This window comes from Serratia symbiotica (Periphyllus acericola), assembly GCF_964019515.1.
GTDB lineage: Bacteria > Pseudomonadota > Gammaproteobacteria > Enterobacterales > Enterobacteriaceae > Serratia > Serratia symbiotica_D.
This window is the reverse complement of record NZ_OZ026452.1, coordinates 259,704-280,876: the sequence shown is the minus strand read 5'-3', so window position 1 is coordinate 280,876 and position 21,173 is coordinate 259,704. Positions and strand designations below refer to the sequence as shown.

Annotated in this window: 16 protein-coding genes, 1 tRNA gene and 12 pseudogenes; 18 read left to right on the top strand and 11 right to left on the bottom strand. The window is 50.6% G+C overall.

Features of this window, described 5'->3' with window-relative positions; translation table 11 throughout:
* Positions 1-33 precede the first annotated feature (33 nt).
* A tRNA-Ser gene (locus AACL06_RS01670) sits at positions 34-123 on the bottom strand.
* Positions 124-236: 113 nt separating this feature from the next.
* On the opposite strand from AACL06_RS01670, the gene AACL06_RS01665 reads away from it, so the two are divergent.
* From AACL06_RS01665 to fabV, 4 genes and pseudogenes are all read left to right on the top strand, one after another.
* Positions 237-398 (top strand): hypothetical protein, encoded by a 162-nt coding sequence (locus AACL06_RS01665; protein WP_339037436.1) that lies wholly within the window; start codon positions 237-239, stop codon positions 396-398.
* A pseudogene (locus AACL06_RS01660) lies at positions 331-1,251 on the top strand (IS5 family transposase). Before AACL06_RS01665 ends, AACL06_RS01660 begins: the two are co-directional and overlap by 68 nt.
* Entirely contained in the window at positions 1,235-1,381 is a 147-nt protein-coding gene (locus AACL06_RS01655) for a hypothetical protein (RefSeq protein ID WP_339037527.1), read from the top strand. The pseudogene AACL06_RS01660 and the gene AACL06_RS01655 overlap by 17 nt, the downstream one beginning before the upstream one ends.
* 18 nt (positions 1,382-1,399) lie before the next feature.
* Positions 1,400-2,599, top strand: a complete 1,200-nt coding sequence (fabV, locus tag AACL06_RS01650) for an enoyl-ACP reductase FabV (RefSeq protein ID WP_339037525.1) — start codon at positions 1,400-1,402, stop codon at positions 2,597-2,599.
* 69 nt (positions 2,600-2,668) lie between these two features.
* Here fabV and AACL06_RS01645 read toward each other — a convergent pair whose 3' ends face one another.
* Together AACL06_RS01645 and ftnA are read right to left on the bottom strand one after the other, a co-directional pair.
* Positions 2,669-2,833 (bottom strand): hypothetical protein, encoded by a 165-nt coding sequence (locus AACL06_RS01645; protein WP_339037523.1) that lies wholly within the window; start codon positions 2,831-2,833, stop codon positions 2,669-2,671.
* Between the two features lie 14 nt (positions 2,834-2,847).
* On the bottom strand, positions 2,848-3,366 hold the full coding sequence (gene ftnA, locus AACL06_RS01640; protein WP_339038463.1) for a non-heme ferritin: 519 nt from the start codon (positions 3,364-3,366) through the stop codon (positions 2,848-2,850).
* A gap of 350 nt (positions 3,367-3,716) precedes the next feature.
* Between ftnA and AACL06_RS01635 the strand changes: the two genes are divergently transcribed.
* Positions 3,717-3,947: a DNA polymerase III subunit theta gene (locus tag AACL06_RS01635; protein WP_339038461.1), complete on the top strand. Its 231-nt coding sequence runs from the start codon at positions 3,717-3,719 to the stop codon at positions 3,945-3,947.
* A gap of 254 nt (positions 3,948-4,201) precedes the next feature.
* Positions 4,202-4,375, top strand: a pseudogene (locus AACL06_RS10475) (prolyl oligopeptidase family serine peptidase); the annotation flags it as partial.
* Here AACL06_RS10475 and AACL06_RS01630 read toward each other — a convergent pair.
* Positions 4,358-6,143, bottom strand: a pseudogene (locus tag AACL06_RS01630) (S9 family peptidase); the annotation flags it as partial. The pseudogenes AACL06_RS10475 and AACL06_RS01630 overlap by 18 nt on opposite strands.
* 130 nt (positions 6,144-6,273) lie before the next feature.
* Positions 6,274-6,781, bottom strand: a pseudogene (locus AACL06_RS01625) (TorD/DmsD family molecular chaperone).
* Positions 6,782-7,109: 328 nt separating this feature from the next.
* Here AACL06_RS01625 and AACL06_RS01620 point away from each other — a divergent pair.
* A complete protein-coding gene (locus tag AACL06_RS01620) occupies positions 7,110-7,271 on the top strand; it encodes a hypothetical protein (protein WP_339037521.1) in 162 nt (53 codons plus the stop codon).
* A pseudogene (locus AACL06_RS01615) lies at positions 7,204-8,004 on the top strand (IS5 family transposase); the annotation flags it as partial. The gene AACL06_RS01620 and the pseudogene AACL06_RS01615, both read left to right, overlap by 68 nt.
* A gap of 42 nt (positions 8,005-8,046) precedes the next feature.
* On the opposite strand, the pseudogene dgt reads toward AACL06_RS01615, so the two are convergent.
* Positions 8,047-9,021 (bottom strand): annotated as a pseudogene (gene dgt / locus AACL06_RS01610) (dGTPase); the annotation flags it as partial.
* A gap of 152 nt (positions 9,022-9,173) precedes the next feature.
* Here dgt and mtnN point away from each other — a divergent pair.
* Positions 9,174-9,875 (top strand): 5'-methylthioadenosine/S-adenosylhomocysteine nucleosidase, encoded by a 702-nt coding sequence (gene mtnN, locus AACL06_RS01605; RefSeq protein WP_339037519.1) that lies wholly within the window; start codon positions 9,174-9,176, stop codon positions 9,873-9,875.
* 108 nt (positions 9,876-9,983) lie between these two features.
* Here the strand turns inward: mtnN and erpA are convergent, their stop codons facing one another.
* Positions 9,984-10,328, bottom strand: coding sequence for an iron-sulfur cluster insertion protein ErpA (erpA, locus tag AACL06_RS01600; protein WP_339037517.1), 345 nt, complete (start codon positions 10,326-10,328; stop codon positions 9,984-9,986).
* Between the two features lie 276 nt (positions 10,329-10,604).
* Here erpA and hemL point away from each other — a divergent pair, with 276 nt between their 5' ends.
* Entirely contained in the window at positions 10,605-11,894 is a 1,290-nt protein-coding gene (hemL, locus tag AACL06_RS01595) for a glutamate-1-semialdehyde 2,1-aminomutase (protein WP_339037515.1), read from the top strand.
* 5 nt (positions 11,895-11,899) lie between these two features.
* Here the strand turns inward: hemL and ampE are convergent.
* Positions 11,900-12,529: pseudogene (gene ampE / locus AACL06_RS01590) on the bottom strand (beta-lactamase regulator AmpE); the annotation flags it as partial.
* 319 nt (positions 12,530-12,848) lie between these two features.
* On the opposite strand from ampE, the pseudogene AACL06_RS01585 reads away from it, so the two are divergent.
* From AACL06_RS01585 to birA, 4 genes and pseudogenes are all read left to right on the top strand, one after another.
* Positions 12,849-13,127, top strand: a pseudogene (locus tag AACL06_RS01585) (carboxylating nicotinate-nucleotide diphosphorylase); the annotation flags it as partial.
* Between the two features lie 76 nt (positions 13,128-13,203).
* Positions 13,204-14,127 (top strand): annotated as a pseudogene (locus AACL06_RS01580) (IS5 family transposase).
* 120 nt (positions 14,128-14,247) lie between these two features.
* On the top strand, positions 14,248-15,285 hold the full coding sequence (murB, locus tag AACL06_RS01575; RefSeq protein ID WP_339037513.1) for a UDP-N-acetylmuramate dehydrogenase: 1,038 nt from the start codon (positions 14,248-14,250) through the stop codon (positions 15,283-15,285).
* A complete protein-coding gene (gene birA, locus AACL06_RS01570) occupies positions 15,282-16,244 on the top strand; it encodes a bifunctional biotin--[acetyl-CoA-carboxylase] ligase/biotin operon repressor BirA (protein ID WP_339037511.1) in 963 nt (320 codons plus the stop codon). The genes murB and birA overlap by 4 nt, the downstream gene beginning before the upstream one ends.
* A gap of 44 nt (positions 16,245-16,288) precedes the next feature.
* Here birA and coaA read toward each other — a convergent pair whose 3' ends face one another.
* Complete coding sequence (coaA, locus tag AACL06_RS01565) at positions 16,289-17,239, bottom strand: type I pantothenate kinase (protein ID WP_339037509.1); 951 nt, start codon at positions 17,237-17,239, stop codon at positions 16,289-16,291.
* A 171-nt stretch (positions 17,240-17,410) separates the two neighbouring features.
* On the opposite strand from coaA, the gene AACL06_RS01560 reads away from it, so the two are divergent.
* Together AACL06_RS01560 and AACL06_RS01555 are read left to right on the top strand one after the other, a co-directional pair.
* On the top strand, positions 17,411-17,572 hold the full coding sequence (locus tag AACL06_RS01560; RefSeq protein ID WP_339037507.1) for a hypothetical protein: 162 nt from the start codon (positions 17,411-17,413) through the stop codon (positions 17,570-17,572).
* Positions 17,505-18,407: pseudogene (locus AACL06_RS01555) on the top strand (IS5 family transposase). Before AACL06_RS01560 ends, AACL06_RS01555 begins: the two are co-directional and overlap by 68 nt.
* A 53-nt stretch (positions 18,408-18,460) precedes the next feature.
* Here the strand turns inward: AACL06_RS01555 and AACL06_RS01550 are convergent.
* Positions 18,461-18,771: pseudogene (locus tag AACL06_RS01550) on the bottom strand (Tex-like N-terminal domain-containing protein); the annotation flags it as partial.
* A 175-nt stretch (positions 18,772-18,946) separates the two neighbouring features.
* A pseudogene (gene greB, locus AACL06_RS01545) lies at positions 18,947-19,339 on the bottom strand (transcription elongation factor GreB).
* Between the two features lie 311 nt (positions 19,340-19,650).
* Between greB and cbpA the strand changes: the two are divergent.
* Positions 19,651-20,589, top strand: coding sequence for a curved DNA-binding protein (cbpA, locus tag AACL06_RS01540; protein WP_339037505.1), 939 nt, complete (start codon positions 19,651-19,653; stop codon positions 20,587-20,589).
* Complete coding sequence (locus AACL06_RS01535) at positions 20,586-20,900, top strand: chaperone modulator CbpM (RefSeq protein ID WP_339037503.1); 315 nt, start codon at positions 20,586-20,588, stop codon at positions 20,898-20,900. The genes cbpA and AACL06_RS01535 overlap by 4 nt, the downstream gene beginning before the upstream one ends.
* Positions 20,901-21,173 lie beyond the last annotated feature (273 nt).

Below are 21,173 nucleotides of genomic sequence, written 5' to 3'. Positions count from 1 at the left end.
CCTGAACTTACGTTCAGGCTTTTTTGTTTAAAATGGTGGTGAGGGAGGGGGTCGAACCCTCGATACGCTTTCGCGTATACACACTTTCCAGGCGTGCTCCTTCGGCCACTCAGACACCTCACCGTTTTATCATCGATAAAGCCTCGTGCTTTCGACGTGCGCTAATGTAGGAGAATCTGCTGCCAGCGTCAACCCCCTTATGACATTCACCGAATTGATTAGCCAAAGTTGCGGCGTTGTTGAATAAATCGAACATTTGGCTGGCACGCGGATCAGATCACTCTCCTTCTGTCAAAATAGCGACATTCCGTGGCCCAGCAAAAGTGCAACATCACCAACTGGAAGGCTTACAACAACGCCCTTATCACTCGGGGCTCACTCACTTGCTGGGGGGATGAAACGGCACTTCACGCCTGGTACTGCGAGGCAACACCTTCTCTGCGTGGTCGCCGATAACATTATTCCGATATAGCAATGACCAGCGTAATGGCAATCACCAGCGTATTGATGCTGAAACGGATTTTCGGCCTGACACTTCGCGCCCTCCAGGGCTTCATCGACTCCATTGTCACACTGATTAAAGTGGCGTTGAACTGCCCGGACGACACCTGTATCAGTAAGCGGGCGAAGTCCGGCCATGTCCCGTTTAAAACCCCAACGCCGGGTGAAATTGCGCACCTCGTTATCGACTCTAGCGGGCTCAACGTGTTGGGTGAAGGCGAGTGGAAGGTAAAAAAACACGGTCAGGAAAAACGGCGTATCTGGCGAAAACTGCATTTGGCCGTAGATACAGAAACACATGAGGTCATCTGTGCTGACCTTTCCTTGAGCAATGTCACCGATACCGAAGCCTTCCCAGGTCTCATCCGCCAGAGGTACCGTAAAATCAAAGTCGCCTCGGCGGATCGGGCTTAGGATACGCGAGTGTGTGATGATGAGTTAAGGCGCAAGAGGCTCAGGGCGTTAATACCGCCCAGCAGCGGAGCCCGTTATTGGTCGGCAGACTATGCAGAGCGAAATCAAGCGGTGGCGAACCAGCACGTTACCAGAGACAACACACGGTGGAAAAGTATCACAAGCTACCACCGACGTTCGATAGCGGCAACAGCGAGGTACAGAGTAAAACAGCTATTTGGTAGTCACCTGTCGCTGCGAGATTATGATGGGCAAGTTGCAGAGGCGCTGGCTATGATCTGTGCATTAAACAAGATGACGCTCGCCGGTATGCCAGAAAGTGTACGCCTTGCCTGAAAGCTGCCCATTCACGGGACTCTTTATTTCAAATCCGATTTATTCAACAACGCCGGTGCTTGTTTCGATTATGCCGTGTGTCCATCTTAAGTATATTGAGAAAATCAGTTATATTAGCCTTCTGTTTTAGCTAACAAGAAAAAATACTATGATTATCAAACCTAAAATTCGTGGTTTTATTTGCACTACGGCTCATCCGGCAGGCTGTGAAGCCAACGTCCGTGAGCAAATCGCCTACGTAAAATCACGTGGCGAACTGAGAAATGGGCCTAAGAAGGTGCTGGTTATTGGTGCATCTACTGGCTATGGGCTGGCCTCTCGTATCAATGCTGCATTCGGCAGCGGTGCGGCCACCATCGGCGTATTTTTTGAAAAGCCATGTAGCGAAGGCAAAACAGGCTCTGCTGGTTGGTACAACTCTGCCGGTTTTGACAAGGTCGCCAAAGAAGCAGGCATATACGCAAAAAGCATTAACGGTGATGCGTTCTCCAATGAATGCCGCCTAAGTGTTATCGATCTAATTAAACAGGATCTGGGGCAAATTGATCTGGTGGTCTACTCATTGGCTTCCCTAGTGCGCAAAATGCCAGAAACCGGTGAAGTGGTGCGTTCTGCACTAAAGCCTATCGGCGAACCCTATAAATCCGTGGCGTTGGACACCAACAAAGATGTGCTGGTGGAAGCCGTCGTCGAGCCAGCCAAAGAGAAGGAAATTGCCGATACCGTCAAGGTGATGGGTGGCCAGGATTGGCAGCTATGGATGGACGCATTGGATGAAGCTGGCGTGCTGGCGAACAACATTCAGACCGTTGCCTATTCTTACATTGGCACTGATCTGACCTGGCCAATTTATTGGCATGGCACCTTGGGTAAAGCGAAAGAAGATCTAGATCGCGCAGCACAAGCCATCGATCAGAAGCTGAAAGCCAAAGGTGGGGCCGCCTATGTTGCCGTGCTGAAGTCAGTCGTTACCCAGGCCTCCTCTGCGATCCCAGTTATGCCGCTGTACATTTCTATCGTGTTCAAAATCATGAAGGAACAGGGCATTCACGAAGGCTGCATTGAGCAGGTACAGCGTTTGTTCGCTAGCAAACTGTACACTGGCACAGTGCCAGAAACTGACGAGAAGCATCGCCTGCGTTTGGATGATTGGGAACTGCGTGACGATATACAAAACACTTGCCGTGAAATCTGGGCGCGGATCAACGATAATAACATCAATGAACTGACGGACTATAAAGGCTATAAGGCAGATTTCCTGCGCTTGTTCGGCTTTGGCCTAGCGTGTATTGATTACAACGCTGACCTGAGTGGTGAAGCTAGTTTCGAGGTGATCGAACTGGTCTAAGCGAGCTGAGCAGTGTTGAAAGGCCGGATCCCGGCCTTTATCGAGAGCGTTCATCATTCTGTGTCGCAACTATAACGTCATCATACTAAGAGCTTTGTCGAAATCGAAGGGGCGTTGTTGTAAGCCTTCGAGTTGGTGATGTTGAACTTTTTCTGGGCCACGGAATGTCGCTATTTTGACAGAAGAAGAGTGATCTGATCCTCGTGGCGGCCAAAAGTTCGATTTATTCAACAACGCCAAAAAAAGCATCAAACTTGGCCGTTGCCATTTACGCCAGCAGTACTCATTTTCTTTAGATCTTTATCGATGAAGAACAAACTTTTACCGCTGTTGCCTACCAGTGCCAGCTTATCCAACACGGATTTGAAGATTTTCTCTTCCTCATGCTGCTCGGCAACATACCACTGTAGAAAGTTGAAGGTGGAATAATCGTGGGCAGTCATGGCCGCATGCGCAAGTTTGTTGATCTGACGTGTAATTAACTGCTCGTGTTCGTAAGTTTGCTGGAATACGTCAATCAGGGATTCAAACTCAACCGGTGGTGCAGCGATAAAACCTAACAGCGGCAAGGAGCCGGTATCACTCAGATAGTCGAACAAACGCTGCATATGCTGCATCTCTTCCTGAGAATGCTCTTTAAGAAATGCTGCAGCACCTTCAAAGCCATTGTCGCTGCACCATGCGCTCATTTGTAGGTACATGTTAGCGGAGTAGAACTCTAGATTCAGTTGTTCATTCAGCTTTTGGGTCATTTCTTGCGTCAGCATAAATATTATTTTTTTCCAGGTGGTAAATTTAATTTCATCCATTATGCATTGGCAAATAAAGAATAAAAACATCTTATTTACAATACGTTTCTATTTAATTTTAAATAAATAAAAATCAATACATTATATAAAATTAATCCGCTTAATTCGTTATGATAATCATTGCTATCTGCATTCAATAAAATAGCAGATCGTTCTTATTTAGAAAAAATAAATTACATTACCATTCTAACGATAATTAGCCATGCCAGCGCAGTATGCTTATTTATCCGGCACATCCGGCTTGCCAAGCACCGCCTGGTCCATTACCTTCTGCTCAGATTCAATGCGGCAATGGTAAGGAGCATAAGATGGGTTACAATTTGGCAGAACTTTCCAAAGAAGATATGGACAAGGTGAACGTAGACCTTGCTGCTTCCGGCGTGGCATTCAAAGAGCGTTATAACATGCTGGTGATCCCGGAAGTGGTAGAGCGCGAACAACCGGCTTACCTGTATGGCTATTTCCGTGAGCGCGTGGCGTATTATCGCATCGAGTCGCATAAGTTTTCACGCCTGCCCTACAAGCCAAAATCCAAATGATAAAAAGCCCGCCGTTTAGGCGGGCTGGTAGGTCACTCTACGGCTAACCGGTCAGTATACCTTACTATTGCCGGGCTGACCAACACCACCCGCTAACCGCAGCATATGGGGAATATGTTAGGATAGTGAGCACTGCCCAAGTCTAAAATAGCAAATAAAATAGCCAAATGGGAGAGGTTATTATTCTAGCAATGCCAGAATAAATGCATACTCCAACGCAATATCCTTATAACGTTTGAAACGGCCGGATTTGCTACAGCCCTTACGATCAGATGAAAGCGCAGGACTACCCGCATATGCTGGTCACAACCGGCCTGCACGATTCGCAAGTACAATATTGGGAACCGGCCAAGTGGGTGGCAAAGCTGCGCGAGCTAAAAACTGACAATCACCAACTGCTGCTGTATACCGATATGGATTCCGGGCACTGTAATGCTTGATATAATCATAATACTCCTGCTCATTCGGGTTACCCCACTGGTCATACTCGCCGGTAGTCAACGGGATCGATTCGTCCAGCATGGTTGTGACTACATCGACAAACGGCACCTGCGCCACTACGCCATGGAATAGCTAAGTTGCCTGATTAATCACCGCGCCTATTAGCAGGCCGCCAGCGCTACCGCACATGGCGAACACCTGTATGGCATTGCCATAAGCCTATGCGATCAACGCTTACGTCACGTCAATAAAATCATTGAAGCTGTTCTGCTTATTGAATAATTTACCGTCTTCATACCACCACTGGCCCAGTTCACCGCCGCCGCGTATATGCGCCACCGCGAAGACAAAGCCGCGATCTAGCAGGCTCAGGCGGCTGGCGCTAAACGCGGGTTCCATATTTCTGCCGTAGGAGCCATAGCAATACACCATTAGCGGGTTGCCACCTTGGCTGAAAAGATCCTGACGGTAAACTAACGAAACCGGCACCTTGTTACCATCACGCGCTCGCTACGATAATTTTTCGGGGTGAAATTTTTCACTTCCTGCTGCTTGAGCATTACACGTTCGCCACTTTCTAAATTAAGCTCGTACTTTGTGACCGGGCTGGTCATCGACCAGTAGCCGTAACGCAACAATGCAGTCTCTGGATCTGGATTGTAGGCCAACCAGGTGGTGTAGGTTGGATCGTCGAAGGCGATACGTTTTTCTTTTCCGCTCTGCCGATGGATCTGATGCAGTAGGGTTAGCCCCTCGCAGTGCTCTTCCACCACCAGCCAGTCGCAAAACAGACTGAAGCCCTCCAGCATTACCTCGGTACGCGGGGTGATCAGCGTTTGCCACTGCGACTCATCCGCCTGTGCGCTCTGATACAACGCAAAGTTTTTGCCGTCTTTGTTAGAACGGATATAGAAATGCTGCTGGTAATGGTCAATAGCGTATTCGTGTTCTTTTCGGCGCGGCACGAAGACACACGGTGTACTATCGGCGCGGTCGGCGTCTAGCAGCAGGAATTCTGAGGTAGTGGTGCTTTTCAGCTGGATAAGAATAAAGCGTTCGGAGGTGGTTTTTCCCAACCCTACGTAGAAAGTATCATCCCGCTCTTCATAGATAAGTTCATCCTGCTGCGGATCGGTACCCACCACATGGCGGTATACCTGATAAGACAGCAGCGTTTTAGCATGCTTACGTATGTAATACACGCTGGCGGAATCGTTAGCCCACTCGAAACTGCCAGAGGTATTTATCAGTATTTCATCGGCCCAACTGCTATCGCTCAGGTATTTGAAACGGATGTCATACAGCCGATGTGACAGGAAATATTCTGCCACTCCCAACATGAGGTTATCAGGGCTGACGTCTAACCCGCCCAGAGTATAAAACTCACTTTTCTCAGCTTGCTGGTTACCATCCAACATTGTGTCCCACCGCTCACGCTCTGCTTCCGGCTGGCGCACATAAATGGCGTATTCATTGCCCGGTTCGTAGCGGATCTGGTAACGGTATGCGTTTTTGACATAGGGAACAGAATGATCCAGTTGAGGTGTGCGCGCCACTATCTCTTTATACAGTGTCTCGCGCAGCGCTTGCTGCTGCTTCATAATCGCCTCTGTATGCATTTTCTGCCTGTAGGTAGTCCAGTATCTGCTGGTCTGCGCGTTCGTCGTCACGCAGCCAATAATAGTCGTCCACGCGCGTGTCTCCGTGAATGGTAATGGGATAAGGGCGTTTATCAGCCTTGGGGGGGATAATCATCGCTACGTCATCCACTTGCTTTAATTTAGGCAAGAGTCACACGATTACCCCCAAACTTGCCAAGAAACGCTAAGCGAGCACGCGCTTTTTCTCGCTGACAATACTGCTCAATGCTGTGGTGCCTTAATTTTCACGCTTTGGGCGTTTCGTTACCCTGCGCGTATTCCGCCAGTTCGTCACGCATCGTTTGGATGGCTTCATGGCCGAGCTGCGCTAGCGTGCGATAAAAATCACTGTTGGCGTGCGCAGTCAGCTTGCCGAGGAAGCGGTCACACCAAGGGATCCGGTACTCATCGAACAAGGTGATTTGCGCCTAAACTTCAGCTTCCTGCGACTGATCTTCCAGCCAGGAGGCGGCCAGCAGCAGCAAACCAAAATGATCGGCCGGAGCTTCGCCTAATGGCATACCTCGCTGCTGCAAGAAGGTGCGCACTTGCGCTTCGCTCGCACCCGCAACATAGTCAGAGTGGAACGGCGGCACACTACGTTCGCTGCCGATAAAAATGGCGTTGAAGTCGGCAGAGAACAGCTTGACATCGCACCTGGATCAACGTGAACAATGGCACAAGTAGCCGATCCTGAGTCTGGCGGTAGAACAGCGTACCCAGCATACGGCAGACAACGGAAAACTCATTCATGATGATGCCTTATACCATGCAGAAAAATTTGCCGGGACGATGTGACAAATCAGTCAATTTTGCAATCGCTGTCTACGCTTTGCCGACCTCATAGCCCGGAGATGTCACAATCTTTGTTAATAACCGTCAAGTAACACCTTTCCATTCAGCGATATATCTGTAGTTGCAGGCAGGCGGCAACGCAGCGAAAAATCGGCCGTGAGCCGATTTAAACGGCGCTTGCACTGGGCCACAGGTTGAACCTCAGCGAGTTCGTGGGGATGGTGGCCCCAAGCATAGACAGCGATTTATCGCTGGGTAAATCAGCAAACTGCTGCAACTTTGGGCGTTGTTGAATAAATCGAACTTTTGGCCAGGACGAGGATCCGATCACTCTCCTTCTGTCAAAATAGCGATATTCCGTGGCCCAGCAAAAGTTCAACATCACCAACTGGAAGGCTTACAACAACACCCTTATCACTCGGGGTTTACTCACTTGCTGGGGGGATGAAACGGCACTTCACGCCTGGTACTGCGAGGCAAAACCTTGTCTGCGTGGTCGCCCACCACATTATTCCGATATGGCAATCACCAGCGTATTGATGCTGAAACGGATTTTCGGCCTGACACTTCGCGCCATCCAGGGCTTCATCGACTCCATTGTCACACTGATTAAAGTGGCGTTGAACTGCCCGGACGACACCTGTATCAGTAAGCGGGCGAAGTCCGGCCATGTCCCGTTTAAAACCCCAACGCCGGGTGAAATTGCGCACCTCGTTATCGACTCTAGCGGGCTCAACGTGTTGGGTAAAGGCGAGTGGATGGCAAAAAAATACGGTCAGGAAAAACGGCGGATCTGGCGAAAACTGCATTTGGCCGTAGATACAGCAACACATGAGGTCATCTGTGCTGACCTTTCCTTGAGCAAGGTCACCGATACCGAAGCCTTCCCAGGTCTCATCCGTCAGAGGTACCGTAAAATCAAAGTCGCCGCGGCGGATCGGGCTTAGGATACGCGAGTGTGTGATGATGAGTTAAGGGGCAAGAAGCTCAAGGTGTTAATACCGCCGAGAAGCGAGCCCGTTATTGGTCGGCAGTATGCAGAACGAAATCAAGCGGTGGCGAACCAGCGCGTTACCGGAGACAACATACGGTGGAAAAGTATCACAGGCTACCACCGACGTTCGATAGCGGCAACAGCGAGGTACAGAGTAAAACAGCTATTTGGTGGTCACCTGTCGCTGCCAGGGAACTCTTTATTCCAAATCCGATCTATTCAACAAAGCCGTCAATACCCGCAAATACATGAAGAACTGATCTCCGCCGCTGTCAATTTTGCGGAAGGCACTGACAACGGTTTTATCGAATAAATCCCCCGTGATCGCTTCCCCCCATTCCTGCCTGAGATGCTGATAAAGTTGCTCAATGGTGAAGATATTTTTTTCCACGGCGTCTTCGAGATCGGCAATACAATAAGAAATATCGTCGGTAGCTTCCATAATATAGGTCAGAGGGAAACGGTTGAATTAGCCCATATACAGTTCGCGCCGCAAGCGATTAAAATACGCTTCCTCCGCCAAATAATAACCGGGTTTTTTCATCAGGTAGCTGTGGCTAGCTGGGATCTCGCTCGCCCAATAGGCCGGGCGGGTATATTTCAAAATGCAACCCACCTGCGCGTAAGTTAGGTTGAGCTTCAGCAGGGTATAGACCATGCGGCTCACCTGAGCATTGCCTTCAAAATGGCTGAGATCTTGACGAATGCGGCTGCGCAGCCGGTTAAGTTCGCTTTCTCCCTGATGCAGGCGTAGCAGCTCAACCCGACACCTATCGTGGCTACCCGGCCAGCTGCCGCAACTGGCGGGATCGAGCCGCTGGGTGAACCAGTCGTTGATCGCCGACTCGCCGAAGTGGCCGAAAAGCGGATTGTAGATATCATGCATCAAACAGGCCGTTTCGATGATACTTTCAAAGGGAGCGAGCAACCGGGTCAGGCCAAGCTCATCAATGCGCCCAGCCAGTTTGAAGCGGTTGAGGATCTCTTTGGCGATATGCCGCCCGACCTGCTGCACTTCCATCGAATAGGTCAGGTGGCTACGCACAGCCGCATTACGCTCCAACGCAAAGACCTGGGTTTTTTGCTGCAAACGGCGGATGGCGGCAGAATTGATAATGCGCCTGCGATCGCTCTCAAACTGCCGCACAATGTCGTACTCGTCTTTGGCCTCAATAGGTTTGCCGAATGGCCGCAGAAAGCTAATTTTTTACTTGAAGTCGATCCCGGACATCTGTTTATCCTCAGTTGCACCCACTTCTATGATAACAATTCCCGCCAGCAGATGCAATGAATTATCTCTCTGACAGCCATGATAGACTATGGTGCAATTCCCCACCTAATCAGCGAGTGTTATTTATGAAAGTAGCCATCATCGGCGCAATGGAGCAAGAAGTCGCCCTACTGCGCGATCAAATCGAAAACCGTCAGACCCTTCAACGCGCGGGCAGTGAAATCTATACCGGCCAGATCGGCAGCGTCGACGTTGCCCTGCTGAAATCCGGTATCGGCAAAGTCTCTGCGGCAATAGGCACCACCCTGTTGCTGCAACATTGCCAGCCGGACATGGTGATCAATACCGGTTCCGCCGGCGGCCTTGCCAGCACGCTGAAGGTTGGCGACATCGTGGTGTCCGAAGAAGTGTGTTACCACGATGCCGACGTAACCGCCTTTGGCTATGAGCCAGGCCAGATGGCTGGTTGCCCAGCAGCGTTCGTAGCTGATGGCGCCCTGATCGCTCTGGCGGAAAGTGGCATCAAACAGTTGAACCTGAACGCAGTGCGCGGCCTGATTTGCAGCGGCGATGCGTTTATCAACGGTGCAGAACCGTTGGCACGTATTCGCGCCACCGTCCCAAACGTTGTGGCAGTTGAAATGGAAGCTGCAGCGATCGGCCACGTCTGCCATCTGTTCGGCACGCCGTTTGTGGTGGTGCGCGCTATCTCCGACGTCGCCGACAGAGTATCCCACATCAGCTTTGACGAATTCCTCACGGTGGTGGCCAAACAGACCACGATGATGATTAACGCCATGCTGCAAGCCCTGGCCAAACGCGGTTGAGGTACAGCCAAGCGCCGATCACAGAACAGACTGTCGCTTAGTGAATGACAGGAGCATTAACGCGCTAGCCATGAGGTGAAGACGGGTCAATACCCTGGTGGGGAAAAGTCAGATACTGAATGAGGAACCACAGCCACAGGTCGTTTTAGCATTCGGGTTGGCTACCACAAAACGTGAGCCTTCCAGCCCTTCAGTATAATCCACCGCCCCCCCCACCAGATATTGCAGGCTCATCGGATCGACCACCAGCGCCACACCTTTCTTCTCAATGGTCATGTCGCCATCATTGATTTTGTCGTCAAATTTGAAGCCGTACTGAAACCCACTACAGCCGCCGCCGGTAATGTAAACCCGTAACTTGAGGTTCGGGTTTTCTTCATCAGCGATCAGGAATTTAACCTTGTTTGCTGCTGCCTCAGTAAATTGCAGGGGCAATGCAGTTTCATCATTCATACTCTTTACTCCCAACCTTGTTCAGCATCAGATCGCTACACTAGCTGCCTGATTAATACTGACGATTATCCGATACCTAAGTATTGCGTTCAAGTATTGACCCCATTTTCTGTACCCCGTTTCTCCGTCACCTCACCACCGGCTAAGAGCCTATCCCAGTAGGTTCTTAGCCACCCGCTACGACTAATCACTCTTTGTCGATGAACATTTCATAACGCGACACTCTCCTCTAGAATAGCGCGGTCAAATCATTCAAAAAAATCCAGGAGCTGATTTATGAGTTTACCCAGCAAATCCGCAAGTCTGTATGCCCAGGCGCAACAGGTGATCCCCGGTGGGGTTAACTCTCCAGTACGCGCCTTCACGGGTGTCGGCGGTGTGCCACTGTTTATCGAGCGGGCAGAGGGAGCATACCTGTTCGACGTCGATGGCAAAGCCTACATCGATTATGTCGGCTCCTGGGGGCCGATGGTGCTGGGGCACAATCACCCGGCGATCCGCAACGCGGTAATCGAAGCGGCACAGCGCGGCCTAAGCTTTGGTGCGCCAACCGAGATAGAAATCAGTATGGCGCAGTTAGTCACCGAACTGGTGCCGACCATGGATAAGGTGCGCATGGTTAATTCAGGCACCGAGGCCACCATGAGTGCCATTCGTCTGGCGCGTGGCTACACCCACCGCGATAAAATCATCAAGTTTGAAGGTTGCTACCACGGTCACGCCGACTGCCTACTGGTGAAAGCCGGTTCCGGCGCATTGACCCTCGGCCAGCCAAACTCGCCGGGCGTACCCGCGGACTTTGCTAAGCATACCCTTACCTGCACCTATAACGATTTGGACTCAGTGCGCACGGCGTTCGAGCAATACCCTTCAGAAATCGCCTGCATCATCGTCGAACCCGTGGCCGGCAACATGAACTGCGTACCCCCACTACCGGAGTTCCTGCCGGGCCTGCGCACACTATGCGACGAATATGGCGCACTGCTGATCATCGATGAAGTGATGACCGGCTTCCGCGTAGCGCTGGCTGGGGCGCAGTCCTATTATCACGTCGAACCGGATCTGACCTGCCTGGGTAAAATCATTAGCGGTGGCATGCCGGTAGGAGCCTTCGGTGGACGCCGTGAAGTGATGGAAGTGCTGGCACCAACCGGCCCGGTTTACCAAGCAGGAACCCTGTCCGGCAACCCGATCACTATGGCAGCGGGCTACGCCTGCCTGACCGCAGTGTCGCAAGTAGGCGTACACCAGGCACTGACCGAACTGACCGATAGGTTGGCGGAAGGTCTGCGACACGCGGCGAAAGAAGAACACATCCCACTGGTGGTCAACCATGTCGGCGGCATGTTCGGCTTGTTATTTACTGACGTCCCATCGGTCACCTGCTATCAGCAAGTCATGCAATGCAACGTGGAGCGCTTCAAGCGCTTTTTCCACCTGATGCTGGAAGAAGGCATCTATCTGGCACCCTCGGCGTTTGAAGCGGGCTTCATGTCCGTGGCACACAGTAAGGCAGATATTCAGCGCACTATCGACGCAGCGCAACGCTGCTTCGCCAAGCTGTAAGCTTGCAGCGCATAAGCCACTCCCGCCACCCGAACCGGGAGCCAGTCCAGCCAATTCAGCAACAGATCAATACCCGAATGCGAACGCTCCAGCGGCGTACGGTGGCGCGCCCTCCAGGTTTGATAGGCGCGCAGGAAAGCATATCCCGCCAGTGCTATCGGCCCATAGGCTCCACAGACCACAAACCAGAATATCGGTGTCAGATAGTAGCGGAAGTTAATCCATAATAGCGCATTTTGCAGTGCGCGCAGGCGCAGCAATTCGCTACAATCTATCGGCAAACCGTGGATCAGCGCCAGTTCTTCCGCCATCTGGTTGCTGGCTTGGCTATCCCCCTGCAGCACGGCCTGCAAATAGGCGTGGTAATGCTGGCGTTGAATGCCAGCACCGATGCACAGTAAGCCGATAATAATCCACAGCAGTAGTGTCACCATGCCAAAGAATACCCCTTGTATTAGCCACAGCATACCCCACATTCCCCCCATCCAAGCGAGGGTCAATAGCAGCGTCTGCGCCAGCGACACCCGATGCAGCCGCTGGAACACCACCTCCAGGCGGTGCTCCAACTGCCAGTGTTCACCCAGCTTAAACAGGCGTTCCCATGCCAAAACCAGTACTAGCGTAAACAACGTCATTAGCGACTCCTCTCCTTTTTCCTACTCTCAAGCTCTTAAGCATAGCGTTGTTCCAGAGGTGCCCGTCAAACACCCACCAGGCTAGGTCACACCACCATGGCGGAATGTCAAAAAAATAATAAGGATACCTTGCTGTATCGCGCGTACTGGTAAACTGCCAAATTCGCCTAACGGCCTAACGCTGTGCAGTCAGCCCGCGCTGGTTACTCCATCATCAAGCCATTTCCCACTGCATCAGACACCGCACGATGGTGGTACTTATTTCTGTAACCGGGTAGCATGTTCCCCTGTAATCCCACCGTCCATTTCGGAGTTTCCCATGCCGACACGCCGCTACAGTGCCCACCGCCACCGCACCGAGCTTCTTGAACGAATTGACAGTGATATTCCCTATGCCGTCGCCCAGGATCTAGGCGAAGATCTGGGCGGTATAGTCAACACCGAGCGCGATCTTACCGCGCAATTGTTACCGGTTTACAAACAGGCTGATGCTACCATCATCACCCGTGAAGCTGGCGTGTTCTGCGGCCAAGGCTGGCTGAACGAAGTCTTTATCCAACGGAGCAACCAGGTGAAGGTGACATGGCAGGTGTCGGAGGCGTTGTTAAATAAATCGAACATTTTGCCGGGACGAGGATCAGATCACTCTCCTTCTGTCAACATAGCGACATTCCGTGGCCCAGCAAAAGTTCAACATCACCAACTGGAAAGGCTTACAACAACGCCCTTATCACTCGGGATTCACTCACTTTCTCGGTGGATGAAACGGTACTTCACGCCTGGTACTGCGAGGCAAAACCTTCTCTGCGTGGTCGCCCACCACATTATTCCGATATGGCAATCACCAGCGTATTGATGCTGAAACGGATTTTCTGCCTGACACTTCGCGCCCTCCAGGGCTTCGGCGACTCCATTGTCACACTGATCAAAGTGCCGTTGAACTGCCCGGACGACACCTGCATCAGTAAGCGGGCAAAGTCCGGCCATGTCCCGTTTAAAACCCCAACGCTGGGTGAAATTGCGCACCTCGTTATCGACTCTAACGGGCTCAACGTGTTGGGTGAAGACGAGTGTAAGGTAAAAAAACACGGTCAGGAAAAACGGCGGATCTGGCGAAAACTGCATTTGGCCGTAGATACAGAAACACATGAGGTCATCTGTGCTGACCTTTCCTTGAGCAATGTCACCGATACCGCAGCCTTCCCAGGTCTCATCCGCCAGAGGTACCGTAAAATCAAAGTCGCCTCGGCGGATCGGGCTTAGGATACGCGAGTGTGTGATGATGAGTTAAGGGGCAAGAAGCTCAAGGCGTTAATACCGCCCAGCAGCGGAGCCCGTTATTGGTCGGCAGACTATGCAGAGCGAAATCAAGCAGTGGCGAACCAGCGCCTTACCCGAGACAACACACGGTGGAAAAGTATCACAGGCTACCACCGAGGTTCGACAGCGGCAACAGCGAGGTACAGAGTAAAACAGCTATTTGGTGGTCACCTGTCGCTGCGAGATTATGATGGGCAAGTTGCAGAGGCGCTGGCCATGATCTATGCATTAAACAAGATGCCGCTCGCCGGTATGCTGAAAGTGTACGCCTTGCCTGAAAGATGCCCATTCACGGGACTCTTTATTCCAAATCCGATTTATTCAACAAAGCCTCAGTGATCTACTATTAGGCGCAGGTATTTAGGTGGAAGATTATTTCCGTATGGGTATTGAACATTATGTCTATTGAAAGCGCGTCTTTAAAACATCACAATACTTTTGCGCTCACGGTCAACGCAACGCATCTGGTCCTAGCAGATAGAATTGAATTAATGCTCAAAGTCTGGCAACAAACACAAAAGCGCCAGATGCCACTGCTGGTGCTCGGCGAGGGAAGCAACGTGCTGTTTCTTGAAGACTTTTCCGGTACGGTGATGGTCAACCAATTAAAAGGCATAAATATCAGAGAGGAACTGGATACGTGGCACCTCCATGTCGGCTCTGGTGAGAACTGGCACGATCTGGTTTGTCACACTCTGCAAGTTGGTATTGCCGGGTTGGAAAACTTGGCGCTGATCCCCGGTTTAGTGGGGTCTGCACCGATTCAGAATATAGGTGCTTACGGCATCGAATTGAAAAACGTTTGTGAATATGTCGATCTCTTGGATTTATTTACCGGCGCTATTGATCGTATCCCGGTAGCTGAGTGCGGCTTTGGTTACCGTGAGAGCATTTTTAAACATCAATTTCAGACTGGATACATTATCGTTGGTCTTGGCTTGTGCTTGAGCAAGAAGTGGCGGCCAATGCTTGAGTATGGAGATTTAACTAAGCTGGATCCGGTAACTGTGACACCAAGTCAAATATTCGATTCCGTTTGTGCGATGCGTCGAAGTAAGTTGCCTGATCCCCGTAAGATCGGGAATGCTGGCAGCTTCTTCAAAAATCCGCTGGTGAGCGCAGAGAAATCTGCATCACTGATATCTCAGTATCCGGGTATGCCACATTATCTGCAGGCAGATGGACAGGTTAAGTTGGCTGCGGGCTGGCTAATCTATCAATGCGAGTTGAAGGGATATCGGGTAGGTGGGGCTGCCGTACATCTCCATCAGGCATTAGTTTTGGTAAATGCGGATAATGCTACCAGCCAGGATGTCGTCGCTCTGGCGCGCCATGTGCGCAACACAGTAGCATCCAGATTCGATGTATGGCTGGAGCCTGAGGTGCGTTTTATCGGCGTGATGGGTGAGTTGAATGCAGTCGAGGTGTTGTCATGAAAGACAGCAAGGTGCCGTTGAAGCTGATTGCGCTGTTAACTGATGGCGGCTCCCATTCAGGGGAACATCTCGGTGAGTCGTTGGGTATGAGTCGGGCGGCGATTAACAAGCATATTCAGACTATCCGCGAGTGGGGGGTGGATGTATTAACCGTGCCAGGTAATGGATACAGTCTTCCAGACCCTATTCAATTACTGGAAGCCGATCGTATTCTCAAGCTGCTGGAAGATAAACGCGTGACTGTGTTGCCATTAGTGGATTCAACCAATCAATATTTGCTGGATCGTATCTGTAAGCTTCAGTCCGGTGACGCCTGTATTGCCGAGTATCAGCAGGCTGGCCGCGGCCGCCGCGGGCGACAGTGGGTCTCACCTTTTGGCACTAACCTATATCTATCGATGTTCTGGCATTTGGAACAGGGGCCTGCTGCTGCTATGGGGCTCAGCCTGGTGATTGGTATTGTGATGGCCGAAGTCTTACAGCGTCTAGGTGCGGAGGATGTTCGGGTTAAGTGGCCGAATGATTTGTATCTTAACGATCGCAAATTGGCGGGCATCCTGGTCGAACTGACAGGAAAAACTGGTGATGCGGCTCATCTGGTAATGGGAGCTGGCATAAACTTGGCGATGTGCGGTACCAATGCTGACGACATTAATCAGGGATGGATCAACCTACAGGAGGCAGGGATTAGCATCGATCGCAATGAGCTTGCCGCTACCCTGCTCAATGAGCTGCGACAGTCGCTGAAGCAGTTTGAAAATGATGGACTGACGCCATTTGTAGCGCGTTGGCACTCGTTAGATAACTTTATTGATCGGCCGGTCAAGTTGCTGATTGGTAAAAAGCAAATCTTTGGCATTGCTAGAGGCATCGATCAGCAGGGGGCTTTATTGCTTGATCAACAGGGGATGATTAAACCCTTTATTGGTGGGGAAATATCTCTGCGCCACGCGGAATAAAGATTTTAATTAAGGGGACAGAAGTCCCCTCATATTTCTCTGGATTATTTTCTTAAGCGTACGCTATTTACCGCATGGCTGGCGCTCTTGGTCATAATCAGACTTGCTCGCTCACGCGTCGGCAGTATGTTTTTCTGCAAATTCAAACCATTAATCTCATTCCATAGTTGTGTAGCGATACTGACTGCCTCAGGCTCCGGTAGTTTAGAGTAGTTATGGAAATAAGAATCATGGTTGGAGAACGCCCCCTGACGGAATTTCAGGAAGCGGTTGATATACCAGTTTTGCAGTAATGTTTCCGGCGCATCGACGTAGATTGAAAAATCAACAAAGTCTGAAACAAATACACGGTGCGGATCGTGGGGATAATCCATCCCACTCTGCAATACGTTGAGTCCTTCCAGAATAAGAATATCCGGTTGTTCGATAACCTGATTGCCATCAGGGACTAAATCATAAATTAGATGCGAATAAACCGGAGCCGTTACGCGTTTGGCACCAGATTTCACTTCTGAAACGAATTTTACCATACTACGCATATCGTAAGATTGCGGGAACCCCTTTTTCTTCATTAGTCCGCGTTCATTCAGCACCTTGTTGGGATGCAAGAATCCGTCGGTAGTGATCAGCTCTACGCTGCGGTGCTCCGGCCAACTACTGAGCAGCGCCTGCAACAGGCGGGCGGTGGTGCTTTTACCCACGGCGACGCTGCCAGCAATGCCAATTATATAGGGAATTTTTTGCCCGTCGGTGCTGAGGAATTGTTCGATAACCGCCTGTCGGCGCAGGTTAGAGCTGATATATAATTCCAGCAGTCGCGACAGCGGCAGATAAATCTGCACCACTTCATCCAAAGAGAGATCTTCGTTAATCCCTTTCAGTTTAAGGATCTCTTCTTCTGACAACTTCAGCGGCACAGAATTTCGCAATGCAGCCCACTGGGTACGATCGAACTGAAGATAAGGCGTCGCTAAAGATTGATCTCTTTTTATCATAAGCCAAATTCTGCCTATTAACGCAGGTTGGGAATGGCGTAGGACGCCAACTCGAGATAATAAACAAGCTGCATATTATAGATAGCTGCGTATTTGGCGTAGACTTTTTTCGAAAATTTGTCGATTGGCAGCAGTTTATGTCAATTTTGCAGCGGTATCCGGCGTTGGGCGTTGTTGAATAAATCGAACATTTGTCCGGGACGAGGATCAGATCACTCTCCTTCTGTCAACATAGCGACATTCCGTGGCCCAGCAAAAGTTCAACATCACCAACTGGAAGGCTTACAACAACGCCTTTATCACTCGGGGCTCACTCACTTACTGGGGGGATGAAACGGCACTTCACGCCTGGTACTGCGAGGCAAAACCTTCTCTGCGTGGTCGCCCACCACATTATTCCGATATGGCAATCACCAGCGTATTGATGCTGAAACGGATTTTCGGCCTGACACTTCGCGCCATCCAGGGCTTCGTCGATTCCATTATCACACTGATCAAAGTGCCGTTGAACTACCCGGACGACACCTGCATCAGTAAGCGGGCGAAGTCCGGCCATGTCCCGTTTAAAACCCCAACGCTGGGTGAAATGGCGCACCTCGTTATCGACTCTACCCGGCTCAACGTGTTGGGTGAAGGGGAGTAGAAGGTAAAAAAACACGGTCAGGAAAAACGGCGTATCTGGCGAAAACTGCATTTGGCCGTAGATACAGAAACACATGAGGTCATCTGTGCTGACCTTTCTTTGAGCAATGTCACCGATACCGAAGCCTTCCCAGGTCTCATCCGTCAGAGGTACCGTAAAATCAAAGTCGCCTCGGCGGATCGGGCTTAGGATACGCGAGTGTGTGATGATAAGTTAAGGGGCAAGAAGCTCAAGGCGTTAATACCGCCCAGCAGCGGAGCCTGTTATTGGTCGGCAGACTATGCAGAGCGAAATCAAGCGGTGGCGAACCAGCGCGTTACCAGAGACAACACACGGTGGAAAAGCATCACAGGCTACCACCGACGTTCGATAGCGGCAACAGCGAGGTACAGAGTAAAACAGCTATTTGGTGGTCACCTGTCGCTGCGAGATTATGATGGGCAAGTTGCAGAGGCGCTGGCCATGATCTGTGCATTAAACAAGATGCCGCTCTCCGGTATGCCAGAAAGTGTACGCCTTGCCTGAAAGATGCCCATTCACGGGATTCTTTATTCCAATCCGATTTATTCAACAACGCCGTAAAGATCTTCGAGTTCGGTTTTGCTCAACGTTGCTTTAATCTCCTGTGCCAACAGCTCGCTCAGCTTGCCCTGTTCTACAATCGATTTAAGGATGGTCTGACGGCGATCTTCCAACTCGCGTAAATACCCCAAACTGGTTTCCAACTGGCGCAGTTGGGTGTCATCCAAGCCCCCGGTGGCTTCCTTACAATAGCGTGCAATAAAGGGCACAGTATTACCCTCATCCAGCAGGCGGAGTTAACTTGCTTGGGTTGCTGGGGCTGTGCCTCAAGCTCTGTTGCAATAATGCGGCTCAGTGGGTGATTCATAAGTCTATTATCTGTGTTAAGAACGGTGAATAAACAGGGAACAGTTATACAGATTGATGGGGGGAAATGCCAATAGAGCAGGCCACCGGAGTGGGTAAACCGGCGTATTCCAGTGGCCTAGTGGCTGTTAGGAAAAAACGAAACTTTACTTTGGGTATTCGATCTTGTTGATATACTACCATGCTTCACCTTGCGGGGTGTTGACGATGGCGTTATCGCCCTTTTCTTTCTTCAGCAGGGCGCGAGCTATCGGCGCGTCAATGGATATATAATCCTTGCGACCGAAAATTTCGTCATAACTGACGATACGAAAGCGTTTGACATCACCATTGTCATTCTCGACCTCAACCCAGGCACCAAATAATACTTTACCTTCCTGTTGGGGAGCATAATCGATGACCTTCCATTACTCCAGGCACTGGGCTAGATAATGGACGCGACGGTCGATCTCGCGTAGCCGTTTCTTATTGTACTTGTAATCGGCATTCTCACTTCTGTCTCCCAGACAGGCGGCCCAGGCCACTTTTTTAGTCACCTCTGGGCGTTCCTCGCGCCAAAGATAGTCCAGTTTTTGCTTGAGTTTACTCTAGCCTTGGCGGGTTATCAGTTAAGTTTTCATGGTAATTTATCTTTATTGAGTCACTGCCACAGGGTCAGTAAATGTGAAACGATAACCGGATATTTTGTGCTGTTGCATTGTTTTATCAGCCTGCGCAGTCTTTAATAATCGGGAGTATCCTTAGCAATAGCGGAATAATGAGGGTTTTTGATATTCTTCCATCGTATTACCGGGAAAGGAGAGCGATGAAAAGGTGGCATTATCTTAACAAAAAACAAGGAATTCGAGCGCATAACCCATCAAATTGAAGGTATTACTGCATGGAATTTAAAGACTACTATGCGACGATGGGAGTCGATCCCGCCGCCGACTTGAAAACCATAAAAACCGCCTACCGCCGACTGGCGCGTCAGTACCATCCTGATGTCAGTACCGAGAAGGATGCTGAAAGCAAGTTCAAGGAACTGGCGGAAGCGTATGAGGAGCTGAAGGATGAAGAGCGCCGCGCCGAATACGATCAGTTCAGGCTGCACCGCAAAGATCCTCGTTTCTCTGAGCAGACGCACGGCTATGCCGGGCAGAGAGAAGCGGGATATAGCGCGGGCGTACACGATTTTTCCGACTTCTTCGAGAGCATGTTCGGTGGCCATGCCGCAAGAGGTCGACGCTCTGCCGTGCACGGTTTCCATAGGCAGAATCTTGAGATGGAAGTTCCGCTGTTTCTTGAGGAAACGCTCAACGGCCAAACCCGATCAATTTCTTATCAACTACCTGTCGTGGATGAACTGGGTCGACAGGTGAGTGAAACCAGCAAAACGCTGAATGTGAAAATCCCAGCGGGCGTGGCTGATGGTGAACGTATTCGCCTCAAGGGTCAGGGAGTAGCTGGCGTGGGCGGCGGCCAGAATGGCGACCTCTACCTGATCATTCGCTTCGCGCCGCATCCGTTATTTGAGGCTGAGGGTCACAACTTACATATCGTGGTGCCGCTAGCACCATGGGAAGCCGCGCTGGGGACCAGAATTGAATTGCCGACGCTGACCGGTAAGATTGCACTGACCATTCCCTCCGGCAGCCAAAGCGGCAAGCGGCTGCGGTTCAAAGGTAAGGGGCTGGCTGGCAAGAAAGAAACCGGCGATCTGTACGCCGTTCTCAAGGTAGTGATGCCGCCGAAACCGGATGAAAAAATCAGCGCCCTATGGCGAGAGTTGTCTGAGCAGGTGGCGTTTGATCCCCGGACGGAATGGGAGCCAAAATGATGAGCAAAGAGATAACCTTTACCCTGGTGGAACTGTGCCAGACAGTGGATATTTCACAGGATGAACTGGTCGAGATTGTAGAGCTGGGTGTGATTGTGCCGTTGCAACCAGAACAAGTGCATTGGGAGTTTGATTATCCTGCGTTAAGCCATCTAAGACGCGCAGGGCGGTTGCGTACTGAGCTGGATCTGGACTGGCCGGGGATTGCCATGGCGCTCAAGCTGCTTGAAAGGGTTGGTGAATTGCAGAAAGAGAACCAGCGATTGCATCGCCAACTTGCGCATTTTTTACAGACGCCTGAAACAAGATAGCCATGCTATGCTCACCGAGCAATTCCTGCCGGTGGCGTTTTTTATTCTTATTGGACAGCATAGCGAGGCTGCTCTCTAACGGAGGGATGCCCTATTTAGCTGATTAAGCGCCGGAATTTTGGTGAAGCCAATGAGATAATTGATGAAAAGTATTGATAAATTAGGAAAAAATATGATTTGTAACAATGCTGGCTTGAATATATATCTTTTAAAGTTATCCAGACTGGTAGGGTTTTTTAACAATAGTCGACTTAGGCAATAAAGCCTTTGGGA